At 59.3% G+C, this 25,785-nt stretch carries 21 protein-coding genes; 14 read left to right on the top strand and 7 right to left on the bottom strand.

Annotated features, from left to right (window positions below; genetic code table 11):
- Window positions 1–47 precede the first annotated feature (47 nt).
- Window positions 48–1,061, top strand: a complete 1,014-nt coding sequence (gene hemB / locus ACLBW8_RS08820; protein ID WP_053258600.1) for a porphobilinogen synthase — start codon at window positions 48–50, stop codon at window positions 1,059–1,061.
- An 18-nt stretch (window positions 1,062–1,079) separates the two neighbouring features.
- On the top strand, window positions 1,080–3,302 hold the full coding sequence (ppk1, locus tag ACLBW8_RS08815; RefSeq protein WP_064454666.1) for a polyphosphate kinase 1: 2,223 nt from the start codon (window positions 1,080–1,082) through the stop codon (window positions 3,300–3,302).
- 128 nt (window positions 3,303–3,430) lie between these two features.
- Here ppk1 and ppx read toward each other — a convergent pair whose 3' ends face one another.
- Entirely contained in the window at window positions 3,431–4,933 is a 1,503-nt protein-coding gene (gene ppx, locus ACLBW8_RS08810) for an exopolyphosphatase (RefSeq protein WP_064454665.1), read from the bottom strand.
- Window positions 4,934–5,418: 485 nt separating this feature from the next.
- On the opposite strand from ppx, the gene ACLBW8_RS08805 reads away from it, so the two are divergent.
- From ACLBW8_RS08805 to ACLBW8_RS08790, 4 genes are all read left to right on the top strand, one after another.
- The gene (locus tag ACLBW8_RS08805) at window positions 5,419–6,072 is read left to right on the top strand and encodes a DUF1120 domain-containing protein (protein ID WP_447805178.1); all 654 of its coding nucleotides are present in this window, start codon (window positions 5,419–5,421) and stop codon (window positions 6,070–6,072) included.
- A gap of 72 nt (window positions 6,073–6,144) precedes the next feature.
- Complete coding sequence (locus ACLBW8_RS08800; protein WP_447805177.1) at window positions 6,145–6,894, top strand: fimbria/pilus chaperone family protein; 750 nt, start codon at window positions 6,145–6,147, stop codon at window positions 6,892–6,894.
- A 7-nt stretch (window positions 6,895–6,901) separates the two neighbouring features.
- Entirely contained in the window at window positions 6,902–9,403 is a 2,502-nt protein-coding gene (locus ACLBW8_RS08795) for a fimbria/pilus outer membrane usher protein (RefSeq protein WP_447805176.1), read from the top strand.
- Window positions 9,393–9,947 carry a hypothetical protein gene (locus ACLBW8_RS08790; RefSeq protein WP_447805175.1) on the top strand — a complete coding sequence of 185 codons (555 nt, stop codon included), beginning with the start codon at window positions 9,393–9,395 and terminating at the stop codon, window positions 9,945–9,947. Before ACLBW8_RS08795 ends, ACLBW8_RS08790 begins: the two co-directional genes overlap by 11 nt.
- Here the strand turns inward: ACLBW8_RS08790 and ACLBW8_RS08785 are convergent.
- Genes ACLBW8_RS08785 through ACLBW8_RS08770 form a run of 4 tightly spaced genes read right to left on the bottom strand, consistent with a single transcriptional unit; the run spans window position 9,919 to window position 12,761 of the window.
- Window positions 9,919–10,656, bottom strand: a complete 738-nt coding sequence (locus ACLBW8_RS08785) for an amino acid ABC transporter ATP-binding protein (protein WP_064454660.1) — start codon at window positions 10,654–10,656, stop codon at window positions 9,919–9,921. The genes ACLBW8_RS08790 and ACLBW8_RS08785 overlap by 29 nt on opposite strands.
- Entirely contained in the window at window positions 10,643–11,293 is a 651-nt protein-coding gene (locus tag ACLBW8_RS08780; RefSeq protein ID WP_447805174.1) for an amino acid ABC transporter permease, read from the bottom strand. The genes ACLBW8_RS08785 and ACLBW8_RS08780 overlap by 14 nt, the downstream gene beginning before the upstream one ends.
- Complete coding sequence (locus ACLBW8_RS08775; protein WP_447805173.1) at window positions 11,290–11,958, bottom strand: amino acid ABC transporter permease; 669 nt, start codon at window positions 11,956–11,958, stop codon at window positions 11,290–11,292. The genes ACLBW8_RS08780 and ACLBW8_RS08775 overlap by 4 nt, the downstream gene beginning before the upstream one ends.
- A 17-nt stretch (window positions 11,959–11,975) precedes the next feature.
- A complete protein-coding gene (locus ACLBW8_RS08770; protein WP_064454657.1) occupies window positions 11,976–12,761 on the bottom strand; it encodes a transporter substrate-binding domain-containing protein in 786 nt (261 codons plus the stop codon).
- Window positions 12,762–13,016: 255 nt separating this feature from the next.
- On the opposite strand from ACLBW8_RS08770, the gene ACLBW8_RS08765 reads away from it, so the two are divergent.
- From ACLBW8_RS08765 to ACLBW8_RS08740, 6 genes are all read left to right on the top strand, one after another.
- The gene (locus ACLBW8_RS08765) at window positions 13,017–13,712 is read left to right on the top strand and encodes a FadR/GntR family transcriptional regulator (protein ID WP_447805172.1); all 696 of its coding nucleotides are present in this window, start codon (window positions 13,017–13,019) and stop codon (window positions 13,710–13,712) included.
- A 121-nt stretch (window positions 13,713–13,833) separates the two neighbouring features.
- A complete protein-coding gene (gene trxA / locus ACLBW8_RS08760; protein WP_015886460.1) occupies window positions 13,834–14,163 on the top strand; it encodes a thioredoxin TrxA in 330 nt (109 codons plus the stop codon).
- Window positions 14,164–14,397: 234 nt separating this feature from the next.
- A complete protein-coding gene (rho, locus tag ACLBW8_RS08755; RefSeq protein ID WP_003176825.1) occupies window positions 14,398–15,657 on the top strand; it encodes a transcription termination factor Rho in 1,260 nt (419 codons plus the stop codon).
- Between the two features lie 155 nt (window positions 15,658–15,812).
- The gene (locus tag ACLBW8_RS08750) at window positions 15,813–17,816 is read left to right on the top strand and encodes an acyltransferase family protein (protein WP_447805171.1); all 2,004 of its coding nucleotides are present in this window, start codon (window positions 15,813–15,815) and stop codon (window positions 17,814–17,816) included.
- A gap of 59 nt (window positions 17,817–17,875) precedes the next feature.
- The gene (ubiD, locus tag ACLBW8_RS08745) at window positions 17,876–19,342 is read left to right on the top strand and encodes a 4-hydroxy-3-polyprenylbenzoate decarboxylase (RefSeq protein ID WP_053258591.1); all 1,467 of its coding nucleotides are present in this window, start codon (window positions 17,876–17,878) and stop codon (window positions 19,340–19,342) included.
- Window positions 19,342–20,310 carry a CDP-6-deoxy-delta-3,4-glucoseen reductase gene (locus tag ACLBW8_RS08740; protein ID WP_447805170.1) on the top strand — a complete coding sequence of 323 codons (969 nt, stop codon included), beginning with the start codon at window positions 19,342–19,344 and terminating at the stop codon, window positions 20,308–20,310. The genes ubiD and ACLBW8_RS08740 overlap by 1 nt, the downstream gene beginning before the upstream one ends.
- A 62-nt stretch (window positions 20,311–20,372) precedes the next feature.
- On the opposite strand, the gene ACLBW8_RS08735 is transcribed toward ACLBW8_RS08740, so the two are convergent.
- The gene (locus tag ACLBW8_RS08735) at window positions 20,373–20,849 is read right to left on the bottom strand and encodes a sn-glycerol-3-phosphate transporter (RefSeq protein ID WP_447805169.1); all 477 of its coding nucleotides are present in this window, start codon (window positions 20,847–20,849) and stop codon (window positions 20,373–20,375) included.
- Window positions 20,850–21,135: 286 nt separating this feature from the next.
- On the opposite strand from ACLBW8_RS08735, the gene ACLBW8_RS08730 reads away from it, so the two are divergent.
- Entirely contained in the window at window positions 21,136–23,523 is a 2,388-nt protein-coding gene (locus ACLBW8_RS08730; RefSeq protein WP_447805168.1) for a TonB-dependent receptor plug domain-containing protein, read from the top strand.
- Window positions 23,524–23,576: 53 nt separating this feature from the next.
- Window positions 23,577–24,230, top strand: a complete 654-nt coding sequence (locus tag ACLBW8_RS08725) for a gamma-glutamylcyclotransferase (protein WP_064454651.1) — start codon at window positions 23,577–23,579, stop codon at window positions 24,228–24,230.
- Here ACLBW8_RS08725 and glpT read toward each other — a convergent pair.
- Entirely contained in the window at window positions 24,227–25,564 is a 1,338-nt protein-coding gene (glpT, locus tag ACLBW8_RS08720) for a glycerol-3-phosphate transporter (RefSeq protein ID WP_064454650.1), read from the bottom strand. The two genes, ACLBW8_RS08725 and glpT, sit on opposite strands and share 4 nt — an antisense overlap.
- Between the last annotated feature and the right edge of the window lie 221 nt (window positions 25,565–25,785).

Below are 25,785 nucleotides of genomic sequence, written 5' to 3'. Positions count from 1 at the left end.
CTTATAACTGCAACGCTCGCCCGTAAACGCGGGCTCAGGAGTCTGTCGTGAGCTTTACCCCTGCCAATCGCCTGTTCCCCGCCACCCGCCTGCGTCGCAATCGCCGTGATGATTTTTCTCGCCGTCTGGTGCGTGAAAACGTGCTGACGACGAGCGATCTGATTTTGCCGGTGTTTGTGCTGGACGGTGAAAATCGCCGGGAAGCGGTGGCGTCGATGCCGGGTGTGGAGCGCTTGACCATTGATCTGCTGCTTGAAGAAGCGGCGAATTGGGTTGAACTGGGGATTCCGGCGTTGGCGCTGTTTCCCGTGACACCCTCCGAACTCAAGTCGCTCGACGCTGCCGAAGCCTGGAACCCGCAAGGGATCGCCCAGCGCGCCACCCGCGCCTTGCGCGAGCGTTTCCCGCAGCTGGGTGTGATCACCGACGTGGCGCTGGACCCGTTCACCACCCACGGCCAGGATGGCATTCTTGACGAAGACGGCTATGTTCAGAACGACATTACTGTCGATGCACTGGTCAAGCAGGCGTTGTCCCACGCGGCAGCGGGTGCCCAGGTCGTGGCGCCGTCGGACATGATGGACGGCCGCATCCAGGCGATTCGCGAAGCCCTGGAACTGGCTGGCCACGTCAATGTGCGGATCATGGCCTATTCGGCCAAGTACGCCAGCGCCTATTACGGCCCGTTCCGCGATGCGGTGGGTTCGGCGCTGAACCTGGGCAAGGCCAACAAGGCCTCCTATCAGATGGACCCGGCCAACAGCCATGAAGCCCTGCACGAAGTGGCGGCCGACCTGGCCGAAGGTGCCGATATGGTGATGGTCAAACCCGGGATGCCGTACCTGGACATCCTTTACCGGGTCAAAGAGGAATTCAAGGTGCCGACCTTTGTCTATCAGGTCAGCGGTGAATACGCCATGCACATGGCCGCGATCCAGAATGGTTGGTTGAGTGAAGGGGTGATCCTTGAATCCCTGACAGCCTTTAAACGTGCCGGCGCTGATGGCATTCTGACCTACTTCGCCGCCCGCGCTGCCCAATTGCTTAGAGAGCAACAATAGCCCTCACAGGAACACTCGATGAATACCGAAGGACTCTCAGAAGTTGCCGTAAAAGACGCTCACCCGGTGGTGGAACAAGTCACCGAGACCCCGCCCGAGCTGGAGCCCGCTCCGCCTGCCGTGGTGCCCGAAGCCCCTGCGCCGGCCCCGGTGGCGGCGGTGACCAACCTGGATGACAGCAGCCTGTACATCCACCGCGAGCTGTCACAACTGCAATTCAACATCCGCGTGCTGGAGCAGGCGCTGGACGAGTCCTATCCGCTGCTGGAGCGGCTCAAGTTCCTGCTGATTTTTTCCAGCAACCTGGACGAGTTCTTTGAGATTCGCGTCGCGGGCCTCAAGAAGCAAATTACCTTCGCCCGCGAACAAGCCGGTGCCGACGGCCTGCAGCCGCATCAGGCCCTGGCGCGTATCAGTGAGCTGGTGCATGGCCATGTGGACCGCCAATACGCGATCCTCAACGACATTCTGTTGCCCGAGCTGGAAAAACATCAGGTCCGCTTCATCCGTCGCCGTCACTGGACCGCCAAGATCAAGACCTGGGTGCGTCGCTACTTCCGTGACGAGATTTCACCGATCATCACCCCGATCGGCCTCGACCCTACTCACCCGTTCCCGCTGCTGGTGAACAAGAGCCTGAACTTCATCGTTGAACTGGAAGGTATCGACGCCTTTGGTCGCGATTCTGGCCTGGCGATCATCCCGGCACCGCGTCTGTTGCCACGGATCATCAAGGTACCGGAAGAGGTGGGGGGCGCTGGCGACAATTATGTATTCCTCTCGTCAATGATCCACGCGCATGCCGATGACCTGTTCCAGGGCATGAAGGTAAAAGGTTGCTACCAGTTCCGCCTGACCCGTAACGCCGACCTGGCGCTGGATTCCGAAGACGTCGAAGACTTGGCCCGTGCCCTGCGCGGCGAGCTGTTCTCGCGTCGCTACGGTGACGCGGTGCGCCTGGAAGTGGCTGATACTTGCCCGAAACACCTGTCGGACTACCTGCTCAAGCAGTTCAACCTGGCCGAGTCGGAGTTGTACCAGGTCAATGGCCCGGTGAACCTGACGCGCCTGTTCAGCATCACCGGCCTGGACAGCCATCCGGAGTTGCAATACACGCCGTTCACGCCGCAGATCCCGAAACTGCTGCAAAACAGCGAGAACATCTTCAGTGTGGTAAGCAAGCAGGACATTCTGCTGCTGCACCCGTTCGAGTCCTTTACTCCAGTGGTCGACCTGCTGCGCCAGGCTGCCAAGGACCCGCATGTATTGGCCGTGCGCCAGACGTTGTACCGCTCCGGCGCAAACTCGGAAATCGTCGATGCGCTGGTAGACGCTGCGCGTAACGGTAAGGAAGTCACCGCGGTGATCGAGCTGCGTGCGCGGTTCGATGAAGAGTCCAACCTGCAACTGGCCAGTCGCCTGCAAGCGGCCGGTGCGGTGGTGATCTACGGCGTGGTGGGCTTCAAGACCCACGCCAAGATGATGCTGATCCTGCGCCGCGAAGCCGGCGAGATTGTGCGCTACGCTCACTTGGGCACCGGCAACTACCACGCCGGCAACGCCAAGCTCTACACCGACTACAGCCTGCTGACTTCCGACGACGCCTTGTGTGAAGACGTCGGCAAGTTGTTCAGCCAGTTGATCGGCATGGGCAAGACCTTGCGCATGAAGAAGCTGCTGCACGCGCCGTTCACCCTGAAGAAGGGCATGCTCGACATGATTGCCCGGGAGACCCAGTTCGCCCTCGACGGCAAACCGGCGCACATCATTGCCAAGTTCAACTCGCTGACTGATCCAAAAATCATCCGCGCGCTGTACAAGGCCAGCCAGTCCGGTGTGCGCATCGACCTGGTGGTGCGTGGCATGTGCTGCCTGCGCCCGGGCATTGTCGGGGTCTCGCATAACATCCATGTGCGCTCGATCATCGGCCGCTTCCTGGAGCACACGCGGGTGTTCTACTTCCTCAACGGTGGCGAGGAGCAGATGTTCCTTTCCAGCGCGGACTGGATGGAACGCAACCTCGACAAGCGTGTGGAGACCTGCTTCCCGGTGGAAGGCAAGAAGTTGATCATGCGGGTCAAGAAGGAGCTGGAAAGCTACCTCACCGACAACACACACAGCTGGAGCCTGCAGTCGGACGGCCGTTACGTGCGCAACACGCCGACCGGCAATCAGAACCCGCGAAGCGCGCAGGCGACGTTGCTGGAGAAGCTGGGCAGCCCGATTCTGGCGGTGAATTAATAGCCAATACGGACTAACAATGTGGGAGGGGGCTTGCTCCCGATTGCAGTGGGTCAGTTGATGAACAGGTCAACTGACACTCCGCTATCGGGAGCAAGCCCCCTCCCACATTTGTTTTGCAGTGTGCTTTAGTGCAGGTTCAGGCTGAACCCCACCCGTGTCAGCCACTCCGCTTCCTGGGCAAAGTCCGCCTGGGTCAGCTGGTTTTCATCCAGCCAGCCTTTCGGGAACACCACGTCGAGGCTGTCGCCCCGGGCGCGCAGGGTGACCTGAGGCATTTCCTGAGTGCCACGGATGTGGTGGAACAGGATCGCAAAGCGCAGCAGCACGCACAGGCGAATCAGCTTGATGCCTTCATCGCCGAATTCGGCAAACTTGTCCTTTGGAATGTTACGTCGATGGCCGCGCACCAGCAGCGCGAGCATCTGTTGGTCTTCGCGGGAGAAACCGGCGAGGTCCGAGTGCTCGATCAGGTAGGCGCCATGTTTGTGGTAATGGTAATGGGCGATGTCCAGGCCCACTTCATGCACTTTGGCTGCCCAGCCGAGCAGTTCGCGCCAGACGCCGTCTTCCAGGTCCCAGTCCTCGGCCACCTGGTCGAAGGCGTGCAGGGCTTTGCGCTCCACCCGGGCCGCCTGTTCCAGATCGACGTGATAACGCTCCATCAATGAAGTAAGGGTGCGCTCACGCACGTCTTCGTGATGATGGCGGCCCAACAGGTCGTAAAGCACGCCTTCGCGCAGGGCGCCATCGCAGTGGTCCATGCGTTGCAGTTCGAGCGCGTCGAAGATCGCTTCGAGAATCGCCAGGCCTGCGGGGAAGATGGTGCGGCGATCGGGCTTGATGCCATCGAAGTCGATTTTCTCGGCATCGCCCAGTTTGAAGAGCTTGCGCTTGAGCCACGCCAGGCCTTCGGCGTTGACCTCACCGGTGCCATGGCCGCCGGCTTTCAGGGCCAGGCCGATGGCGCGGATGGTACCGGACGAACCGATGGCCTCATCCCAGGTCAGGCGGTGCAGGGCGTGCTCAATGCTCATGATCTCCAGTCGCGCGGCCGTGTAGGCCTGGGCATAGCGTGCCGGGGTGATCTTGCCGTCCTTGAAATAGCGCTGGGTAAAGCTGACGCAGCCCATTTGCAGGCTCTCGCGCAGCAACGGCTCGAAACGCTGGCCGATAATGAACTCGGTACTGCCGCCGCCGATGTCCGCCACCAGGCGCTTGCCGGGAGTGTCAGCCAGTGTATGGGAGACGCCGAGGTAGATCAGGCGCGCTTCTTCACGGCCGGAGATGACTTCTACCGGGTGGCCGAGGATTTCCTCGGCGCGGCGGATAAATTCACCGCGGTTGCGCGCTTCACGCAGGGCGTTGGTACCGACGATTCGCACGGCGCCCAAAGGCATGCCATTGATCAGCTGGGCAAAGCGCTTGAGGCAGTCGAGCCCGCGTTGCATGGATTCTTCATTGAGCTGGCGCTCGTCGTCGATCCCGGCAGCCAGTTGTACTTTTTCGCCGAGCCGTTCGAGGATGCGGATTTCGCCGTTCTGGGCCTTGGCCACGACCATGTGAAAGCTGTTGGAGCCCAGGTCGATGGCGGCGATCAGGGACAGATTCTTGGCTTGGGATTGCGGCATGGTTTGGGGGTCTCGGTCGATAACCTCACCATCGTGCCACGATCGACCGCTGGCGCCAACGCGTTGTGCTTCAGTAATTTTCCTGAGGCTGTCTGTGGGGAATTCCTTTAGGAAATGTAGGGCGGTTTTATAAGTGTGCGCTGAATAAGACCCTTGATGTTGTAGCGTGTTTTAATCAGGTGCTGCGCACGTGCCATTTATGACTTTCCCTACAGTCAGTGATTTGATGTCGCCTTCATTCTTTTGTTCAGGACTACATTGTCGGTGGCTTAAAGTGATGCTTTATTTTTATCATTCCCACAATTATTGATGTGTTGTCTGATTCTTTAACGAAGTGTCAAAGCGACACACTGTTATCCGGCAATTCTGCCTGGGTGGCATTTATTTATCGTTGTACATGTCCCGGAAGATAAGTCGTTGGGCGATGGAGTCGCCAAGACACAAATAAAGAACACCTGATAACTTCTTTTAGTGACAGGATGAACATGAAAAAAATTGTTGGATTGACTCTTGGTATTGCGTGCCTGGCTGCGGCCTTAACTGTACAGGCGACTACCAATACCAGTGCCCAACTGGTCGTCAGGGGTACGATTACACCGGCAGCCTGCAACCTCAGCCTGGCCGGCAGCGGTATCATCGACTATGGCACGATTCGTTCGGGCGAATTGTCCCAGACGGCGTTCAATCCGCGCGAAGAGAAGACCACTTCCCTGATCGTCAATTGTGGCGCGACACCTGCCCGGTTCGGCATCACCTTTACCGATCTGCAAGCGGGCAACAAGGTGACGGGTATCCTGGGTGCAGGCTTTACTGAAGCGCAGAACTTTGGTTTGGGGGCTGTAGGAACCCGTCGCACTGGTGGCTATTCGGTCACCCTCAGGGACCTGCGTTCGTCCGGTGTGTCGCTGCATCCGATCATGCGTATCGGCGCTGGCACCTGGAATAACAGCGATGGCAAAGTTGCTCAATCGCCCACCCAGTACTCGTGGCGCAATGGCGCAGCCTTTACACCCGCCGCGGTTAACCAATTGACGGGCACGCTTGCAGTGAAGGCTGTCATCAACCGAGCTCGGGATCTGGACCTGAGTCGAGATATCTCTATTGATGGGCGCGCCACGCTTGTATTGAGTTACATCTAAGTAACGGAAAATAGCCAGCCAAGAAACTCATTATTTCTGGTTGGCTGTTTTTCTGTGGGCGCTTGACGGCCAATGGTCAACTTTATTAGTGGCGGGGAATATAGAGTGCGTGGTTTTTTAATAATAAGCAGTGCGTTATTGCGGGGTGCAAGCATTTGCCTTTTGTTTGCCACTGTTGCTGTGGCGGATGGCATGTATCCGGAAACAACGGTGGTGGTGCTTTATGAGGAAGACGGCGAAGCCACAATAAATATCAAGAATACCGATGCCGGGCCGGCGCTGCTTCATTCAGTCGTGGAAAACGTGCCGGAGGACCTGGAGCCGCTATTGATTGTCACGCCGCCCATCGCTCGTGTGGAGGCGGGCGAAACGCAACTGGTGCGGTTCATCGCCACCTTGAAGGAGCCGCTTAAGACCCAACGACTCAAGCGAGTGTCCTTCGAAGGTATTCCCCAGGCGCGCGCGGTGGATGGTGCGACCATCGGCATCACCCTTCGACAGAATTTGCCGCTCATCCTGCACCCACAAGGCTTGCCTCGGCACCATACGCCTTGGGAGTTGCTGAAGTGGAAGCGGGCGGGCGAGCGCCTCACTGTCCATAACGACAGTGCCTATGTCGTGCGCCTGGCGCCGGATGTGAAAGTGTTTCCACAAGGCTTTCTGGCTACATTGCCACGCACCTACCTACTGCCGGGTGAAGTGCTGACGGCAGAGCTCGACAACCCCTTGGGCAGTGCGGCTGAGGTCGAGATACAGCCGGCTACGGTTTATGGGTTTACGGTAGACAACTACCGGGCTCCGATCGTAACCGATGGGGCTTGACTGACTCATGTCGAACCCTTCGAGTAACAGCGTCGCGGCGTCTTTTTGGCCCTGCAGACCCACGCTGATCGTGGGGTTTGCGACCCTGTGGAGTCTGCCCGGCCTGGTGTCGGCGATGGAGCTTGGGGAGGGTTTCGACCTCGCGTCACTGACCGCCCACGGCATCGACCCGAAGGTCTCCGACTACTTTCGCAACGCGGCGCGCTTTCGCGAAGGCGTCCAGGTGGTGGGGTTGCGGGTCAATGGGAACCCGCTTGGGCTGGTGGATGCACGGTTCGATCACGAGGGCCGCTTATGCTTCACCCGCGGGTTACTGGAGAAAGCAGGATTAGTGACGCCCGGCGCGATCATTCAGGAAGGTGCTACGCCCGACCAGTCTTGCCATGACTTCTTCGGGGCATTCCCCACGACCATGGTCAAGCTGCGTCCCGGCACGGACGAGGTGACGCTGGTGGTGCCCACCCAATCGTTGCGTGATCCCCAGTGGGACGCCGGGCATTTTTCCAAAGGCGGGACCGCGGCGTTGTTCAACTATGACGTGCTGGGTTTCGACAGCCGTTCGCGCAGCGGGCCCAGCCGGTTCGTTTCGGCCTATACCGAGGCAGGCTTTAACCTTGAGGATTGGATTGTTCGCAGCCGTCAATTCTATGTGTCCGATAATGGCAAGGCCCGTATCGAGCATCTATACGCCTATGCACAGCGGGACATTGCCGAGTTGCAGTCGACTTTCCAGATGGGGCAGATTTCCAGTAATAACCCGCTGTTTGGTGGCGTCCAGTTATCTGGCCTGCAGTTTTTCCCCGATGGTCAATCACGCGTCGCTGCGGGCAGTAACAATGCCGTGGTCGAAGGGCTTGCCCATAGCCCGTCACGCATTGAAGTTCGCCAGTCCGGCGTGTTGATTCACAGCACGCTGGTGCCTGAAGGCCCCTTCCGGCTGACGGGGTTGCCCTTGCTCAATGGCACCAGTGACCTGGAGGTCAGCGTGATCGATGTACGGGGCGCCAGGCGCAGCTTTGTGGTGCCAGCGGCCTCGTTTACGGGGGCTGTCCCGGCGGCGCCCGGTTACTATTTTTCTGTTGGCACGCTGCGCAAGAATGCGGGTGAAGACGGTCCGGTACCGGTGGTCGCCATGGGGAGCGGCACTTGGGGTTTGGGGAGCAACTCGTCTGCGGGCTTTGGCTTATTGAATACGGATGAGTACTGGTCGGCAGGTGGCACCTTGAGCAGTGTGTTTTTCCAGCGAGTTTCTGTGGCGGCGCGTCAAAACCTTTCTCGAGACGGCAAACGTGCAGTATCCGGGTCGCGCAGCAGCGTGTCGGTTACCAGCCCGGTATACGCCAATATCGACGTCAACCTCAGCGCAACCACCCAAACCCAGGGGTATCGTGAGGTACTTGAGGCCGGCCGGTCGTACGGGGTCGATGAATTGGGTTCGCGCTTCAAAAACCAATACACAGCAAGCGTGAGCTGGGCCGAACCCACGCTGGGCGTATTTTCTGCGGGCTATACCCGCAGTTCTCAATTTGACGGGCGAACGACCGCGCATGTGTCGGCCTCCTGGAACAAGTCATTCAGCCACGCCGATGTAACGTTGATTGCGGATTCGCAGGTGGGCGGTACTCGAATGGGCCGTGACGCCACGCTTGCCGGCAGGCGACATGAGAGCGCTCTGGAGAATGACCTGTCCTTGCGTCTGCAGGTCAGCGTGCCGCTGGGGCGGGATCGCCGGGTAAACAGCTACGCCAGCCGTCGCGGGGGCCGGTTCACCGCTGGCACAGCGCTTAGCGAGCGGGTCAACGAGTCTGTGAATTACGAAGTGGGGGTCGAGCGCGACCTCAATGCTCGAGAACAATCGGTTCGCGGCAATGTGGACCTGTTGCCACGTTATACCCGCGTTGGCCTGGGTGTCAGCCATGATCCCCAGGGCACCAGCTATACGGGGCAGTTGCAGGGCGGCGTGGTGGCTCACGAGGGTGGGCTGACGTTCTCGCCGTATACCGTGCAGGACACGTTCGGCATCGTCTCGGTAGGGGGTATCGGCGCTGCAAAAGTCCAGACGCCCCAAGGCCCTGTCTGGACTGACTACCGCGGGCAAGCGGTGATCGCAGGCTTGCCGGCCTACACCAACAGCCGAGTCGAGGTGCAAACCCAGTCCTTGCCCAAGCGCGTCGACCTGAAAAACGGCACCCAGATGCTCACAGCAGGCCGTGGGTCCTTCAATGCCGTGAATTTCGATGTGGTGAAAGTGCGCCGCGTGTTGCTTACCGCGAATGACCAGCACGGCCGGCCATTACCTCAAGGCGCCTCGGTATTCGGCAAAGGTGATCGCTTCCTGACCAACGTGGTGGGTGAGGGCATGATTTTCCTCAACGACGTCGAGGAGGCGCAAAGCCTGCGGGTTTCATTGCCGGACTCTTCCACCTGCCTGTTGCGGATTGATCTTGAGACCCAGCCAGACAATGACAAATTTTATGAAACCACTTCGGCGGTGTGCCATGGCCGTTAAGTTTGAAACATGGCCGTTGGTGTTGCTCTGCACGGTATTGGCGGCGCCTGAGGTCCTGGCCGAAAACTGTCGGCTCTCGGTGAGCCAGCCGCGCATTGACTATGGCGCCATCCGCAGGGAGGCGCTCGTTGCAAAAACCTCCATGGTGCTGGGTACGCGCTCGTTGCGCGTGAACGTCATTTGCACTGAGCCTGCGGCCATGGCGTTGCGTTTTATCGGTGTTGCAGCAGACCGGCAGGGGTTTGTGTTTGGTCGGCAGGGGCGTTTTCGCTTGAGCCTCAAACACGCCCAGGTGGATGGGCGTGCTGTCGAATGGTGGGCGGCTACGCACTTGCCCGGCGAGCCTGCCAGCGGGCAGTTGCTGCCCGGCCAGACCTTGGTGGCGCGGGCGGCAGGGGTGCCGGTAGCAGGCCGCCGACTGACAGCCCAGGTTGATATCGACACCGAACTGCCCGCTGAGGCCTTGGAGGTACGTGACGAAACGCACCTTGAGGGGCAAGGCAGTTTCGAATTGATCAGCCCGGCTGTTCCACCGAACCGATGAAATTGGCGAGCTCGGGGGTCTTGGGGTTGGCGAACAACGTTTTGGGGTCGCCTACTTCATGCACCTTGCCTTGGTGCATAAACACCAGTTTGTCCCCGACTTCCCGGGCAAAACGCATTTCGTGGGTCACCATGATCAAGGTCATGCCGTCCTTGGCCAGTTGGCGCACGACGCTGAGCACTTCATTGACCAGTTCCGGGTCCAGGGCGGAGGTGATTTCGTCGCACAGCAGCACTTTGGGCGACATGGCCAATGCGCGCGCAATGGCGACCCGTTGCTGCTGACCACCGGACAGGCGATCAGGGAAGGCGTCGAACTTCTCCCCCAGCCCGACCCGCTCCAGCATCTGCCTGGCAAGCTGTGCGGCTTTGGCCTTGGGTACTTTCTGCACCACTTGCGGTGCGAGCATGACGTTTTCGCCCACGGTCAGGTGCGGGAACAGGTTGAACTGCTGGAACACCATGCCGACTTTCTGCCGCAGGCTGCGCAGGTCGGCACGGGCGGCGTCGAGGTATTCGCCATCGACTTCGATCACGCCGTCGTTGATGGATTCCAGGCCATTGAGGGTACGCAGCAAGGTGGATTTACCCGAGCCGCTGCGGCCGATGATCGCCACCACCTGGCCTTCTTCAACCGTCAGGTCGATGCCCTTGAGTACATGGTGATCGCCGTAATACTTATGCAGGGCGGAAATTCTAAGCAGAGGCATGCAGTCTCCTTTCCAGGTAGCGCGCACTGAGGGACAAGGGGTAGCAGAGCAGGAAGTAACCGAGGGCCACCAAGCCATAGACCATAAAGGGCTCGAAGGTGGCGTTGGCGAGCATGCCGCCGGTTTTGGTCAGTTCGGTAAAACCGATGATCGAGGTCACGGCGGTGCCTTTGACCACTTGCACCGAGAAGCCAACCGTCGGCGCTACGGCAATCCGCAGCGCTTGGGGCAGGATTACGTAACGCAGTTGTTCAAGCGGGTTAAGGGCCAGGCTGGCCGACGCTTCCCACTGCCCATGGGCGATGGACTCGACGCAGCCGCGCCAGATCTCGGCCAGGTAGGCACTGGTAAACAAAGTCAGGGCAATTGCCGCTGCCAGCCAGGGCGAGATATCCAGCCCCAGCAGGGCAATGCCGAAAAACACCAGAAATAACTGCATCAGCAGCGGCGTACCCTGAAACAGTTCGATATAGGTGCGCGCGACATTGCGCGGGAAGGCTTTGCGGCTGATGCGCATCGTCATCACCAGCAAACCGATCAGGCCACCGCCGACGAAGGCTACCAGTGACAGCAACAGGGTCCATTGCAGGCCGACAGCCAGGTTGCGCACGATGTCCCAGAACGAAAAATCACTCATCGGCTGTTCCTCATCACAAACCGTCGGCCAATCCAGTTGAGCAACTGGCGAATCATCAGCGCCATACACAGGTACACCAGGGTGGTCAGTGCGTAGGTTTCAAAGGCGCGGAAGTTGCGTGACTGAATGAAGTTGGCGGCAAAGCTCAGCTCCTCGGTGGCGATTTGCGAACACACCGCCGAACCCAGCATCACGATGATGATCTGGCTGCTCAGGGCCGGCCACACCTTGCCCAGAGCGGGCAGCAGCACCACATGACGAAACGCTTCAAAACGCGTCATCGCTAATGCTGCTGACGCTTCCAGCTGGCCACGAGGGATGGCCTGGATGCCGGCGCGGATGATCTCGGTTGAGTAAGCCCCCAGGTTGATTACCATCGCCAGCACGGCGGCTTGCCACTCGGTGATTTTCAGCCCCAGTGACGGCAAACCGAAGAAGATGAAAAACAACTGCACCAGAAACGGCGTGTTGCGGATCAACTCGACATACACGCCGAAGAACCAGGCAAAGGGCTGGATCTTCCACGCCCGGACTACGGCACCGACGGTGCCCAGGGCAACCCCCAGAATCGCGCCGATGGCCGTCAGTTCAAGCGTGAACAAGGCGCCGCGCAATAGCAGGTCGGTATTGGCCAGTACGGGCATAAAGTCGAATTGATAGGCCATGAATCAGCTCCGTCGCGTCAAAGATCGGCGGGCAGCGGCTCTTTGAGCCACTGCATCGCGTTCTTTTCCAGGCTGCCGTCGGCCTTGGCCGCCACCAGGATCTGGTTGACCTTCTCCAGCAGTGCCGGCTCGTTCTTGTTCACGCCCACGTACACCGGCGAGTCCTTGAGTTTCACTTTCAGTGCCGGTACGCGTTTGGGGTTGCGCTCGCTGATCGCCACCATCACCACGTTGCCGCTGGCAATCAGGTCGACCTGGCCGGCCAGGTAGGCGGCGATGGTCGAGTTGTTGTCTTCGAAACGCTTGATTGTCGCTTCCTTGGGCGCAACGGCGGTCAGCTCGATGTCTTCGATGGCACCGCGCGTCACGCTGATGGTTTTGCCCTTGAGGTCGTCGGTGGTGCTGATGGCCGCGTCAGGCGGACCGAACACAGCCAGGTAGAACGGCGCGTACGCCTTGGAGAAATCGATGACCTTTTCCCGCTCGGGGTTCTTGCCCAGGCTGGAAATCACCAGGTCGACCTTGCCGGTGGTGAGGAACGGGATGCGGTTGGTGCTGTTGACCGGGGTCAACTCCAGCTTGACCTTGAGCTGGTCGGCCAGCAGCTTGGCGGTGTCGATGTCCAGGCCGCGGGGTTTCATGTCAGGGCCGACCGAACCGAACGGCGGGAAGTCTTGAGGGACGGCGACCTTCAGGGTGCCACGGGCAACGATATCGTCCAGACCATTGGCCTGGGCGGGTGCCTGGCTCAGCATCAGGCTGGCAAACAGGGCAGTGAGCAGGGCGCTGTAGCGCTTGGTCATGGCAACTCTCCGAAAAGGGCGAAGGGATTTTCTGACTTTGCTCAGTGCACAGCCCATGCCATCACCCCTCGGATCGTCTGCAACGCCGGAATTTGTTGAGGTTCGGTGGTCTTACTGGTCTGAACAGTGATGACGCTTTTCGCACCTTTTTCGAGCGTCGACAAAACCCCGCGAGCCCCTTTGGGGCGTGGCTTGCCGACGGCCGCGAATAGCTTTACAACTAGCCGCTCAGTTGTCTGGAACCTTGAGTTTTTTATGAATTCCATTGCCCAAGCCGTACCGGAAGCGGCCCTGCAGGCCATCCGCAAACTGATCAAGGAACAGGGCTTCGCAGCGGGCGATGCATTGCCGTCCCAGCGCGACCTGGCGGTGCAATTGGGCGTGAGTCGGGCGTCGTTGCGCGAGGCGTTGTCGTCTTTGAGTGCCTTGGGTGTGGTCAGTGTGCAGCCGGGCAAAGGCGTCTTTGTGCAGGCGGCGGAAGATTCGCCTGGGTTTGCCTGGCCTTTTGCGGCCCAGGCCTCGCCGCTGGATATCTTCCAGTTGCGCTATGCCCTGGAGGGATTTGCAGCGGGGTTGGCCGCGGTGACGCTGACCATCGATGAGTTGGACGGCCTGCAGGACAATGTCGAGGCAATGCGCAAGGTACTCAAGGCCGGCGACTTTGAAACCGCCGCCCGACTGGACTTCGAATTTCATCAGCGGATCCTGTTGGCCAGCGGTAATCAGGCGATGGTGAGCATTCTGAGTGCCAGCGCGGAGGTGTTCCTGGAGAGTCAGAAACTACCGTTCATCCGACCGGAGCGGGCCATGGAGACCTGGCAGGAACACCGCAAGATCCTGCGTGCACTGGCCCGGCGCTCCAGTGCGGCGGCGCAGAAAACCATGCAGGAGCACGTACGCAATGCGGCGTTGCGCACGGGCATAGCGTTCGTGACTCCCGTGACGCCGTGAGTTGGGCTATACCCAAACTCATGCATCACCATAGCAAGAGTCAATCAGAGGCGGCTTCCTGAACGAGGGAAGGGCGGCTATGATGGGCAACGTTTTTTTTGCTTACAATCCGGAGACATCCATGAGCAACGATCTTATCAAGCACGTCACCGACGCGACCTTTGAGGCCGAAGTACTCAAGGCTGCTGGCCCGGTGCTGGTTGACTACTGGGCTGAATGGTGCGGCCCTTGCAAAATGATCGCTCCTGTCCTGGACGACATTGCAACGACCTACGAAGGCAAACTGACCATTGCCAAGCTGAACATCGATGACAACCAGGAAACCCCGGCCAAGCACGGCGTGCGCGGTATTCCAACGCTGATGCTGTTCAAGAACGGCAACGTCGAGGCCACTAAAGTGGGCGCGCTGTCGAAGTCGCAACTGCAAGCTTTCCTCGACGCGAACATCTAAGCGTCGTCAAAAAAGCCCCGCAAATCGCGGGGCTTTTTCGTGAAACAGGGCTAGACGCTCCGAAATTCAGGTGGTACATTCGGCCCCGCACTGGTTTCTCCACTGCCCCCTGCAAGCCGTCGCCGACGCATTCCTTTTCGATTAGTACGCGATCCTGTCGCCTTCTCTGCGGCGCGGCCTCATTAAGCCAAAAGCTTAATTTCCCCCCTCCATAAATGATTACGTCATTCCTATATGAATCTGACTGAACTCAAGCAAAAGCCGATTACCGACCTGCTCCAATTGGCCGAAGAAATGGGCATAGAAAATATGGCCCGTTCGCGCAAGCAGGACGTGATTTTCTCCCTGCTCAAAAAGCACGCGAAAAGCGGCGAGGAAATCTCCGGTGATGGCGTGCTGGAGATTCTCCAGGACGGCTTCGGCTTCCTCCGCTCTGCAGACGCTTCCTATCTCGCCGGCCCAGACGACATCTATGTCTCGCCGAGCCAGATCCGTCGCTTCAACTTGCGTACCGGTGACACCATCGTTGGCAAGATCCGCCCTCCAAAGGAAGGCGAGCGTTATTTCGCCCTGCTCAAGGTCGACACGATCAACTTCGATCGTCCCGAGAACGCGAAAAACAAGATTCTCTTCGAGAACCTGACCCCGCTGTTCCCGACCGTGCGCATGAAGATGGAAGCCGGTAACGGTTCCACCGAAGACTTGACCGGTCGTGTTATCGACCTGTGCGCCCCGATCGGTAAAGGCCAGCGCGGCCTGATCGTCGCCCCGCCGAAAGCCGGTAAGACCATCATGCTGCAGAACATCGCAGCGAACATCGCACGTAACAACCCGGAAGTTCACCTGATCGTGCTGCTGATCGATGAGCGTCCGGAAGAAGTAACCGAAATGCAGCGCACCGTGCGCGGCGAAGTGGTTGCCTCGACGTTCGATGAGCCGCCAACCCGCCACGTGCAGGTTGCCGAAATGGTGATCGAGAAGGCCAAGCGCCTGGTCGAACACAAGAAAGACGTGGTGATCCTGCTCGACTCCATCACCCGTCTGGCCCGTGCCTACAACACCGTGATCCCGAGCTCCGGCAAGGTACTCACCGGTGGTGTCGATGCCCACGCCCTGGAGAAACCGAAGCGTTTCTTCGGCGCCGCGCGGAACATCGAAGAAGGCGGCTCGCTGACCATTATCGCCACCGCGCTGGTTGAAACCGGCTCGAAGATGGACGAAGTGATCTACGAAGAGTTCAAGGGTACCGGCAACATGGAACTGCCTCTGGACCGCCGTATCGCGGAAAAGCGTGTGTTCCCTGCGATCAACATCAACCGTTCCGGCACCCGCCGCGAAGAGTTGCTGACTGCCGACGACGAACTGCAGCGCATGTGGATCTTGCGCAAGCTGCTGCACCCGATGGACGAAGTAGCCGCCATCGAGTTCCTGATCGACAAGCTGAAAACCACCAAGACCAACGACGAGTTCTTCCTGTCGATGAAGCGTAAGTAATACGACGTTTCAGGTCCAAAAAATGGCGCCCTTTGTGGCGCCATTTTTTTTGCATCGAAAAAGAGAGATTTGTGCGCTAATAGTGTCAGTTAAGAAACAAAAAAGGTGGGTGCGGATACGCTCACCTCCATCCGAATCAGGCTGATCGACGATTTATGACCGCTCTTGCTTACCGAAGGGACATTGATGGCTTGCGCGCCATCGCTGTCCTGGCTGTTGTGCTGTTCCATTTTGGAGTACCTGGCGTTACTGGCGGTTTTGTCGGCGTTGACGTGTTCTTCGTGATTTCAGGGTTCCTGATCACCTCGATCATCTGGCGCGAGCGTCAGGCCGGGCATTTCAGTTTTGTGGATTTTTGGGCCCGGCGGGCCAGGCGTATCCTGCCGGCGTTGATTGTGATGATGTCCGCATCATTGGCCGTCGGCTGGTTTTTGATGGCGCCCAAAGACTATTCAGAGCTGGGGCGGTCGATACACAACCAGGTGATTTTCATCTCCAATCTGTTCTTCATGCGTCAGGACGGTTATTTCGACACGGCCTCCGACATGAAGCCCATGTTGCACACTTGGTCGCTATCGGTTGAAGAGCAGTTCTACATCGCCTTTCCACTCTTGCTGGCGTTGCTGTCGAGCCGGCTGAAGCAATGGCGCGGCGCCTTGTTTGTATTGCTGCTGGTGTCATTTGCGGCGAGCGTATGGGCCGTGTCTCGGGAACCGGACAAGGCTTTCTTCCTGCTGCCCATGCGAGCCTGGGAATTGTTGGCGGGTTCGATGCTGGCCGTCATGCCGGCGCGGGCTCGGCGGGCAAGCCCGATGCTGGCGCAAGCCGTCAGCGTACTCAGCCTCGGCCTGATTATGGCGGCGGTATTTGGTTACGACGACAGCACCGCCTTCCCAGGGGCTGCCGCTTTGTTGCCGGTATTGGGTGTGGTGGGGCTGATTTGGGCCAACGGCCAGCAACCGACGTGGGTAGGGCGGCTGCTGGGCAGTCGTGTGATGGTGGGCATTGGGCTGATTTCCTATTCCTGGTACCTGTGGCACTGGCCGGTGCTGGTGTTTGGCAAGTACGCCAGTATCTTTGGCCTGTCGCCCTGGGAGCTTGTGGCTCTGTTCGTCGTGAGCCTGGTGCTGGGTTATGCCTCCTGGCGGTTTGTCGAAGGGCCGTTCCGTGAGCGGCGCCTGCTGGCAGGTCGCAGGTCGATTCTGGTAGCGGGTTTCCTTGGGCTTGCCAGCCTGGGACTGCTCGGCAAAAGCCTGGTCTGGTCGGATGGTTTTGCATCGCGGCTGCCGCCCCAGGCGTTGCAATTTGCCAAGGCGCATACCTGGAGCCCCACACTCATGAGTTGCCTGTCGGACGATAAGAAAGACCCGCACCGTGAGCTGTGCCATTTTGGTCCACGGGCGAGCTCGGCTCGGGCGATCGTCTGGGGGGACAGCCATGCCTCGGCGCTGATTCCGGCGTTGAAAGACGGGGCCAGCAAGTACGACTTCAGCATCACCCAGGCCGGTTATGCCGGTTGCCTGCCTTTTTACAGGAAGGAAAACACGCCAGGTTGCAGCGCGTTCAACGAACGCGTGACCCAGTTGTTGAGCCAGGAACACTTCAGCGATGTGGTGTTGGTCGCGCGCTGGAGCCTCTACGTTTATGGCCAGCACTCCGGCGATACAGGCGCGTCGATCCATGACCCTGAGACGGGCAAGTATGACCGTGCTATTGCCGAGCGATTGTTCTCCGAGGGGGTGAGGGCGTTGGTGCAGCAACTCCGTGCCGGCGGCCATCGGGTCTGGTTGGTCAAGGAGGTGCCGCTGCAGGATTTCAATGTGCCTTATCGACTCAGCCGCTTGGCGATGTTAGGTCGCCCGACCGATCGAGAAGGCCTGCCACTGGCCGAACACGTCCAGCGACAGGGCTATATCAGCAGCGTTTTTGAGCAAATCGCCGCGGCTGACCCGGGAGTCCAGCTCCTGGACCCTGCGCCAACGCTGTGTGCTGCAAACGGTTGGTGTCGGGTCGAACTGGGTGGCCAGTCGCTGTATACCGATGACAACCACCTTTCAAGCGTGGGCACGCGGTATGTAGAAGGGTTCCTTGAGCCCTTCTTCCGCAGCTTGCGCAATGCATCCGTTGAGTCGGATGTGAGTCGCAATGACGTGCAATAAGCTGCCAGCGCTCGTAAGAGCAGGTAGGATGTACGCCTATTTTACGGGTGGCATGGTTAATGAAATTCAAGGATCTTCGGGATTTCGTGCAGCAACTTGAGCAGCGCGGAGAGTTGAAACGTATCCAGGTGCCGATTTCCCCGGTGCTGGAAATGACTGAGATTTGCGACCGTACCTTGCGTAACAAGGGCCCGGCGCTGCTTTTCGAAAACCCGACCGGCTTTGATATCCCGGTGCTCGGCAACCTGTTCGGCACCCCCGACCGCGTGGCCTTTGGCATGGGGGCCGAGTCTGTCAGCGAACTGCGCGAGATCGGTAAGCTGCTGGCCTTCCTCAAGGAGCCCGAGCCACCCAAGGGCTTGAAGGATGCCTGGTCGAAGCTGCCGATCTTCCGCAAGATCATTGCCATGGCGCCCAAAGTCGTCAAGGACGCGGTGTGCCAGGAAGTGGTCATCGAGGGGGATGACGTCGACCTCGCCATGCTGCCGGTGCAGACCTGTTGGCCCGGCGATGTCGGCCCGCTGATTACCTGGGGCCTGACCGTCACCAAAGGCCCGAACAAAGATCGTCAGAACCTGGGCATCTACCGTCAGCAAGTGATCGGCCGCAACAAAGTGATCATGCGTTGGCTAAGCCACCGTGGCGGCGCCCTGGACTTCCGTGAATGGTGCGAAAAACACCCCGGCAAGCCGTTCCCGGTCTCCGTGGCCCTGGGCGCCGACCCGGCGACCATCCTCGGCGCAGTGACCCCGGTGCCCGATAGCCTGTCCGAATACGCCTTCGCCGGCCTGCTGCGTGGCAATCGCACTGAGCTGGTGAAGTGCCGTGGGAATGATCTGCAAGTGCCGGCCACCGCTGAAATCATCCTGGAAGGGGTGATTCATCCGGGCGAAATGGCCGATGAAGGCCCTTATGGCGATCACACCGGCTATTACAACGAAGTCGACAGCTTCCCTGTGTTCACCGTCGAGCGCATCACCCACCGGATCAAGCCGATCTACCACAGCACCTACACCGGCCGGCCGCCGGATGAGCCGGCTATTCTCGGTGTGGCGCTGAACGAAGTGTTCGTACCGATCCTGCAAAAGCAGTTTCCTGAGATCACCGACTTCTACCTGCCGCCCGAAGGCTGCTCGTATCGCATGGCCATCGTCACCATGAAGAAGTCGTACCCAGGCCATGCCAAGCGGGTAATGCTCGGTGTGTGGTCGTTTTTACGACAGTTCATGTACACCAAGTTCGTTATTGTCACCGACGACGACATCAATGCCCGGGACTGGAACGACGTGATCTGGGCCATTACCACGCGCATGGACCCCAAGCGCGACACGGTAATGATCGATAACACGCCGATCGACTACCTGGACTTTGCTTCGCCGGTGTCGGGCCTGGGCTCGAAGATGGGCCTGGATGCCACGCACAAATGGCCGGGTGAAACCACCCGCGAGTGGGGCCGGGTGATCGTCAAGGATGAAGCCGTGACCGCGCGCGTCGATGCGATCTGGAAAGAATTGGGAATAGATTGATGCGTGTAACCCTGCAACCTTCCGGCGCGGTACTGGACCTGGTCCCTGGCGAACGAATCCTCGAAGGCGCACGCCGCCTGGGCTACGAGTGCCCGCAGGCCTGCCGTAATGGTGTGTGCCATGTGTGTGCCGCGCTGCTGGTGGAAGGGCGGGTGCAGCAAGCCGGTGAAGTGCGCGATCACGGTGAGTTCTACACCTGCATCGCCGAACCGCTGGAAGATTGCGTTGTGCTGTGGGATGGCGTGTTGGCGCCGGGAGAGTTGCCGTTGCGCAAGTTGTCGTGCCAATTGAGTGAATGTGTGGAAGTCGGTGGCGATGTGTGGCGCGTGCGCCTGCGCGCGCCGGCCGGCAAGGCGGTGCGTTACCACGCCGGGCAATACCTGATGATCGAACGGGACAACGGCGAGAAGTCGGCGTTTTCGCTGGCCTCGGCGCCCCACGCCGGGCGCGAGTTGGAGTTGCATGTGCTGGCCCGCGAGGACAGCGCTCGCAACCTGCTCGAGCAGTTGCAACGCGACCAGATGGCGCGCATTGAACTGCCGTTTGGCGATACCCATCTGGCCGAATTGCCGGACGGTCCGCTGGTGCTGATCGCTGCGGGTACGGGCATGGCGCAGATGCACAGCCTGATCGAGCATTGCCGCGCCTCGGGCTTCAAGCACCCGGTGCACCTGTATTGGGGCGTGCGACGTCCGGAAGACTTCTACGAGATCGAACACTGGGCGCAATGGCAGCAACTGCCGAACCTGTTCCTGCACAAAGTGGTCAGCGACCTGTGCGGTTGGGAAGGGCGCTGCGGGCTGCTGCATGAAGCCGTCTGTGAAGACATCAGCGACCTCAAGTCTGTGCATGTCTACGCCAGTGGTTCGCCGGCGATGATCTACGGCACCCTGGATGCATTGGTCGAGGCCGGCATGGATGCGCACCAGATGCGTGCCGATGTGTTTGCCTACGCGCCGCGCCCTTGAAGCCTTGAGCTGAACTATTGTGGGAGCTGGCAAGCCAGCTCCCACATAGGTATGCAGCGTTCTTAGAAACGAACGCCTGCCGTCAGCATCGCGGCATTGAAGCCCAGTAACACCAGTTCGCTGGTCACCGGGCCGAAGTGAACCCCCACAGACGGAATGATCGCCGGCGCCACGCCAAAGCGGTTGAGCGGGATTTTGTCCCGATACTTGCCGCTATAGCCCTGAAGCGCGCCTGCGGTCACCTTCACGTAAAACGGCGAATCGACAATATCGTAGCGCTTGCCTGCGTACACGTAGTACGAACGCTGGCTGAACGAGTTGCGAAACGTCGCCCCGCCATACACCAACCCCGACGCCTCGTTGCGCTCCAGGTTGATCAAATCCTGATGGTTATTGTGCTGTGGGTCCGGTGAAAAGTGCCGGGTGTAGACGCTTGTCTGGGCGTACCAGAAGCCTTTGTCGTTTTCGGTGACAGCCTCAGAGGCAAGGGCGCTGGCGGCTTGTGCCAACAGCAGCAGGCCGCAATAAAAGTATTTCATGGTTCGACCTCGATAGTCGTTCGGATGGGCGGCTAATGTGGGGTCGCTAAACGTTGGCAGTTTGGCGGTTAACGTCCTGCATGGCCTGAACCTGCGCTGAAAGCTTGGTCGCCTATGCTTATTCATTTACGGTATTACTGATGTAGGAAAAATCTCATTAAGATATAAGCAACGGACTACCGACTATCTGCCAATAACCACTAACGGACCGCCACCGCCCACCAGCCGGATCGATCGTACGAACCAGAGCATTGAAGTTCTGATTGTTGATTCTTAGGGGAGCGGTATGGGGAGCTATAAGAAACACACGCTGTACACAGCGATTTTGTCGGCAAATTTGCTGACCGCTGTGGGATTCAATCCAGTCCTTGCGAGCGAAACAGCTACCGCCGACGCACCAAAACTCGACACCGTGATCGTCACCGGCACTCGCGCCCAAGAGCGCACCGCCAGTGCTTCGTTGTCGCCCATCGACGTGATCTCCGGCGATACCCTGCGCAGCACCGGCTCCGATGAGCTGGGTGCGGTGTTGGCGCGCCTGATTCCGTCGATCAACTTCCCGCGCCCCAGCCTGGTGGATGGCGCCGAACTGGTGCGCCCTGCGCAGTTGCGCGGTTTGTCGCCGGACCAAGTGTTAGTGCTGGTCAACGGCAAACGCCGCCACACCAGTGCATTCGTCAACCTCGGCGGGGCCGTGGGTCGTGGCTCGGCCCCGGCGGACTTGAATGCCATCCCGCTGTCGGCCGTCGACCATATCGAGGTGCTGCGTGACGGTGCGTCGGCGCGCTATGGCTCTGACGCGATTGCCGGGGTGATCAACGTGATCCTCAAGCACGACGACCATGGTGGCTCGATTTCGACCAAGTTCGGCGAGTACAAAAAGGGTGACGGTATCCAGCGCAATGTCAGCGGCAATACCGGCCTGGCCTTGGGCGACAACGGCTTTATCAACCTTTCGGCCGAAGGCGCCGACAACGATTACACCAACCGCGCCGGGGATGATTTGCGCCCTGGCAGCATCGGCTCCACCACTTACGGGCAGCGTGTATTCCGTCAGGGTGAGCCAGCCACCAATGAAGGCAAATTGCAGTTCAACTCCGAGTATTCCTTCAGCGACGGGCTCGAGTTCTACACTTTTGGCGGTTACAGCAAACGCCGCGGTGAAACGGCGGCGTTCTACCGGGCAAGCAATGCGTCCAATAACATTGTGGCGCTCAACCCCAATGGCTACCTGCCGTTGATCAAGGGCAACCTGGAAGACACCTCATTGGTCGTCGGTTTGCGTGGCTTGCTGGCTTACGACTGGCACTACGACCTGTCGGCCAACTACGGCAAAAATCAGTATGAGCTGAGTACCGACACCATCAACACCTCACTGGGCCTGGCCACGCCGCGAAAGTTCGACAATGGCACCCTGAGCAACGAGCAGAAACAAGTCAGCCTGGACCTGTCCCGTGAGTTCGACGTGGGCTTCCTGCCTTACCCGGTGTCGGTGGCCTTTGGCGGCGAATACCTGCACCAGGGTTATGAAATCGAAGCGGGCGACCCGGCGTCCTACTACCAGACCGGCAGCTCGGGCCTGGGTGGTTTCCGTGATGCGGATGCCGGCAGCAGTTCACGGCATAACTGGGCCCAGTACCTGGACCTGGAAACCAACTTCACCGAAAAACTCAGCGCTTCGGCCGCCGTGCGCCATGAGGACTACAGCGACTTCGGCTCCAATGTCAGCGGCTCGTTGTCGGCCCGCTATGACTTCACCCCGCAAGTGGCCCTGCGTGGCAGCATCTCCAACGGCTTTCGGGCGCCGTCTCTGGCCCAGCAGAACTTTGCCTACACCTCGTCACAGTTGATCGGCAGCACCCTTCAGGAGGCCGGCACCTTCCCGGCCAACAGCAAGGTGGCCCGCTTGCTGGGCGCCGAAGACCTGAAAGCCGAGAAGTCGCGTAACTACAGCCTCGGCCTGGTGCTCGAACCTGCCGATGACCTGACCGTGACACTCGACGTGTACCGCATCGACATCCGCGACCGCATCAGCCTGTCGTCCAACCTCAATCTCAACCCCGCCACCATTGCCTACCTGCAAGCCAACGGTGTCGGCAACATCAACTACACCAGTGCCCGCTATTTCACCAACGCCACCGACACCAGTACCGACGGCGTCGATCTGGTGGCCAACTATCGTTACCAGTTCGATAATGGCATCCGCTGGAACAGCACGGTTGGCTACAACTACAACCACACCAAGGTCACGGACGTGAAGGCCAACCCGGCCATTCTGGACAGTCTGGGCGCCAATCTGGTGCGGGTGGACCGCCGCGAGCGTATCGGTTTACTCGGCGACACCACACCTCAGCACAAACTGAGCCTGGGTAACGATTTCACCTATGGCCGCTGGGCACTGCACAGCAATCTGGTGCGCTACGGCGAATTCACCAGTTACCAGGCGGATAACATCAACGACCAGACCTTCAAGGCTGCCTGGGTACTGGACCTGTCGGCGGACTACAAGCTGAAGAACTGGACCTTCACCCTGGGCGGCGACAACGTCACCGATAAATACCCAGAGAAGGTCAATGCCTACGCCAGCAGCGGCGGCAACCTCGCCTATAGCACTTTTTCGCCATACGGTTACAGCGGCGCGTTCTATTACGGTAAAGTTGCTTACAATTGGTAATAGCTTCTCGTAGCAACATTCTGTAGTGGCAAAGGAGACCTAAGCGATCCGCCATGACCGTTATTGAAACCGATCTTTTGCAATTGGCTTACCCTCCGCGGCTCGATCTGGGGCCGCAACTTACTCACGAGCAATTGATGAGCTCAATGCAGGCCACGATGGCCAAGCATAAGGGTGGGCCGGTCTGGCTATTCGCTTATGGTTCGCTGATCTGGCGTCCCGAATGCTCGTCGACCCAGCGCATGCGCGCGCGGGTTCACGGTTATCACCGTGGCCTGTACCTGTGGTCACACGAGCATCGGGGGACGCCGGAGTTGCCGGGGTTAGTGTTTGGCCTGGATCGTGGGGGTTCTTGCAGCGGGTTTGCCTACCGCTTGCCGGAAGACCAGCTTGAGGCTTCTCTTTATGCCTTGTGGCAGCGCGAGATGCCTTACCCCTCGTATCGGCCGCACTGGCTCAGCTGCCGTCTGGAAGATGGCAGTCAGGTACAGGCGTTGGGATTCGTGTTGGAGCGGCACTTGCCCAGCTATGCCGGCAACCTGCCCGATATCGTGCTCAACCACGTGTTGGAAAGCGCTTGCGGGCGTTACGGCACGACGCGCGATTACGTCGAGCAGACCGTTAACGCCCTGCGTAGCCACGCCATGCCAGATAAGAATCTGGAGGCGCGGCTCAAGCGTTGTGCAAAGGATTGTTCCGGCGATTAACGCGCCGTGCTGACGCTATTGGTGTGCCACAGCGTTGGGATCAGGAACGCGATCGCCAACAGGCAGGCGCCCACCAGCAACACAAAGCCACCGTCCCAGCCGAAATGGTCCACGGTGTAGCCCATGGCCGCACTCGCGGCCACCGAACCACCCAGGTAACCGAACAAGCCCGTGAAGCCCGCAGCGGTGCCCGCGGCTTTTTTCGGTGCCAGCTCCAGCGCCTGCAGACCGATCAGCATCACCGGGCCGTAGATCAGGAAGCCGATAGAGAACAGCGCAATCATGTCGACCATTGGGTTGCCTGGCGGGTTGAGCCAGTAAACCAGGGTCGCCACGGTGACCAAGGCCATGAACACGATGCCGGTCAGGCCTCGGTTGCCACGGAAGATCTTGTCCGACATCCAGCCGCACAGCAGCGTGCCCGGAATGCCCGCCCACTCGTAGAAGAAATACGCCCACGAGGTTTTATCCACGTCGAAGTGCTTGGCTTCCTTAAGGTAAGTCGGCGCCCAGTCCAACACGCCGTAGCGCAGCAGGTAGACGAAGACGTTGGCGAAGGCGATGTACCACAGCATTTTGTTGCGCAGCACGTACTTGACGAAGATTTCCTTGGCGCTGAATTCGTCTTCGTGGCTGGCGTCGTAGCCTTCCGGGTAATCGTTCTTGTATTGCTCGATAGGCGGCAGGCCGACCGATTGTGGGGTGTCGCGCATGGTGATGAAGGCAAACGCCGCCACCGCCAATGCCACGGTCGCCGGCACATAGAACGCGGCATGCCAGTCATTGAACCAAGCCATGCCCAGCAGGAACAGCGGGCCGATCAGGCCTCCGCCGACGTTATGCGCCACGTTCCACACAGACACCACGCCGCCGCGTTCTTTCTGCGACCACCAGTGCACCATGGTCCGTCCACTTGGCGGCCAGCCCATGCCCTGGGCCCAGCCGTTGATGAACAGCAAAATGAACATCATGGTCACGCTGGACGTTGCCCAAGGTGCGAAACCGAAAATGAACATCACGCCCGCCGATATCAGCAGGCCGAAGGGCAGGAAATAGCGCGGGTTAGAGCGGTCGGACACCAGGCCCATGAGGAATTTGGACAGTCCGTAGGCAATCGCAATCGCCGACATCGCCAGGCCCAGCTCACCACGGGTGTAACCCTCGTCGATCAAGTACGGCATGGCCAGCGAGAAGTTTTTGCGCAGCAGGTAGTACCCGGCGTAACCGAAGAAAATACCCGCGAAGATCTGCCAGCGCAGTCGTCGGTAGGTACTGTCTATTTTTTCTTCAGGCAGGGGCGCCTGGTGTGCGGCAGGACGGAAGAAAGCAAACATTCAAGAGCTCCAAATTTCTTGTTTTGACTGCGGATGCGAATGTTACAGTTTCGTTACCGAAAATAGCATCGCCTCTTATCTGCAAACACAGGAAATCCGAGCGATTGCATGTTCTCTTACGAACATGTCGCTAATGGATAAGTATGGGCCGTAATCAGCTCCTTCGAAGCACTGGAGATCAAAATGTGGGAGCTGGCTTGCCTGCGATTGCGGTCTGTCAG

This window comes from Pseudomonas sp. M5A4_2d, assembly GCF_053345295.1.
The sequence above is the reverse complement of the archived record's forward strand: the minus strand, read 5'-3'. Positions and strand labels throughout refer to the sequence as shown.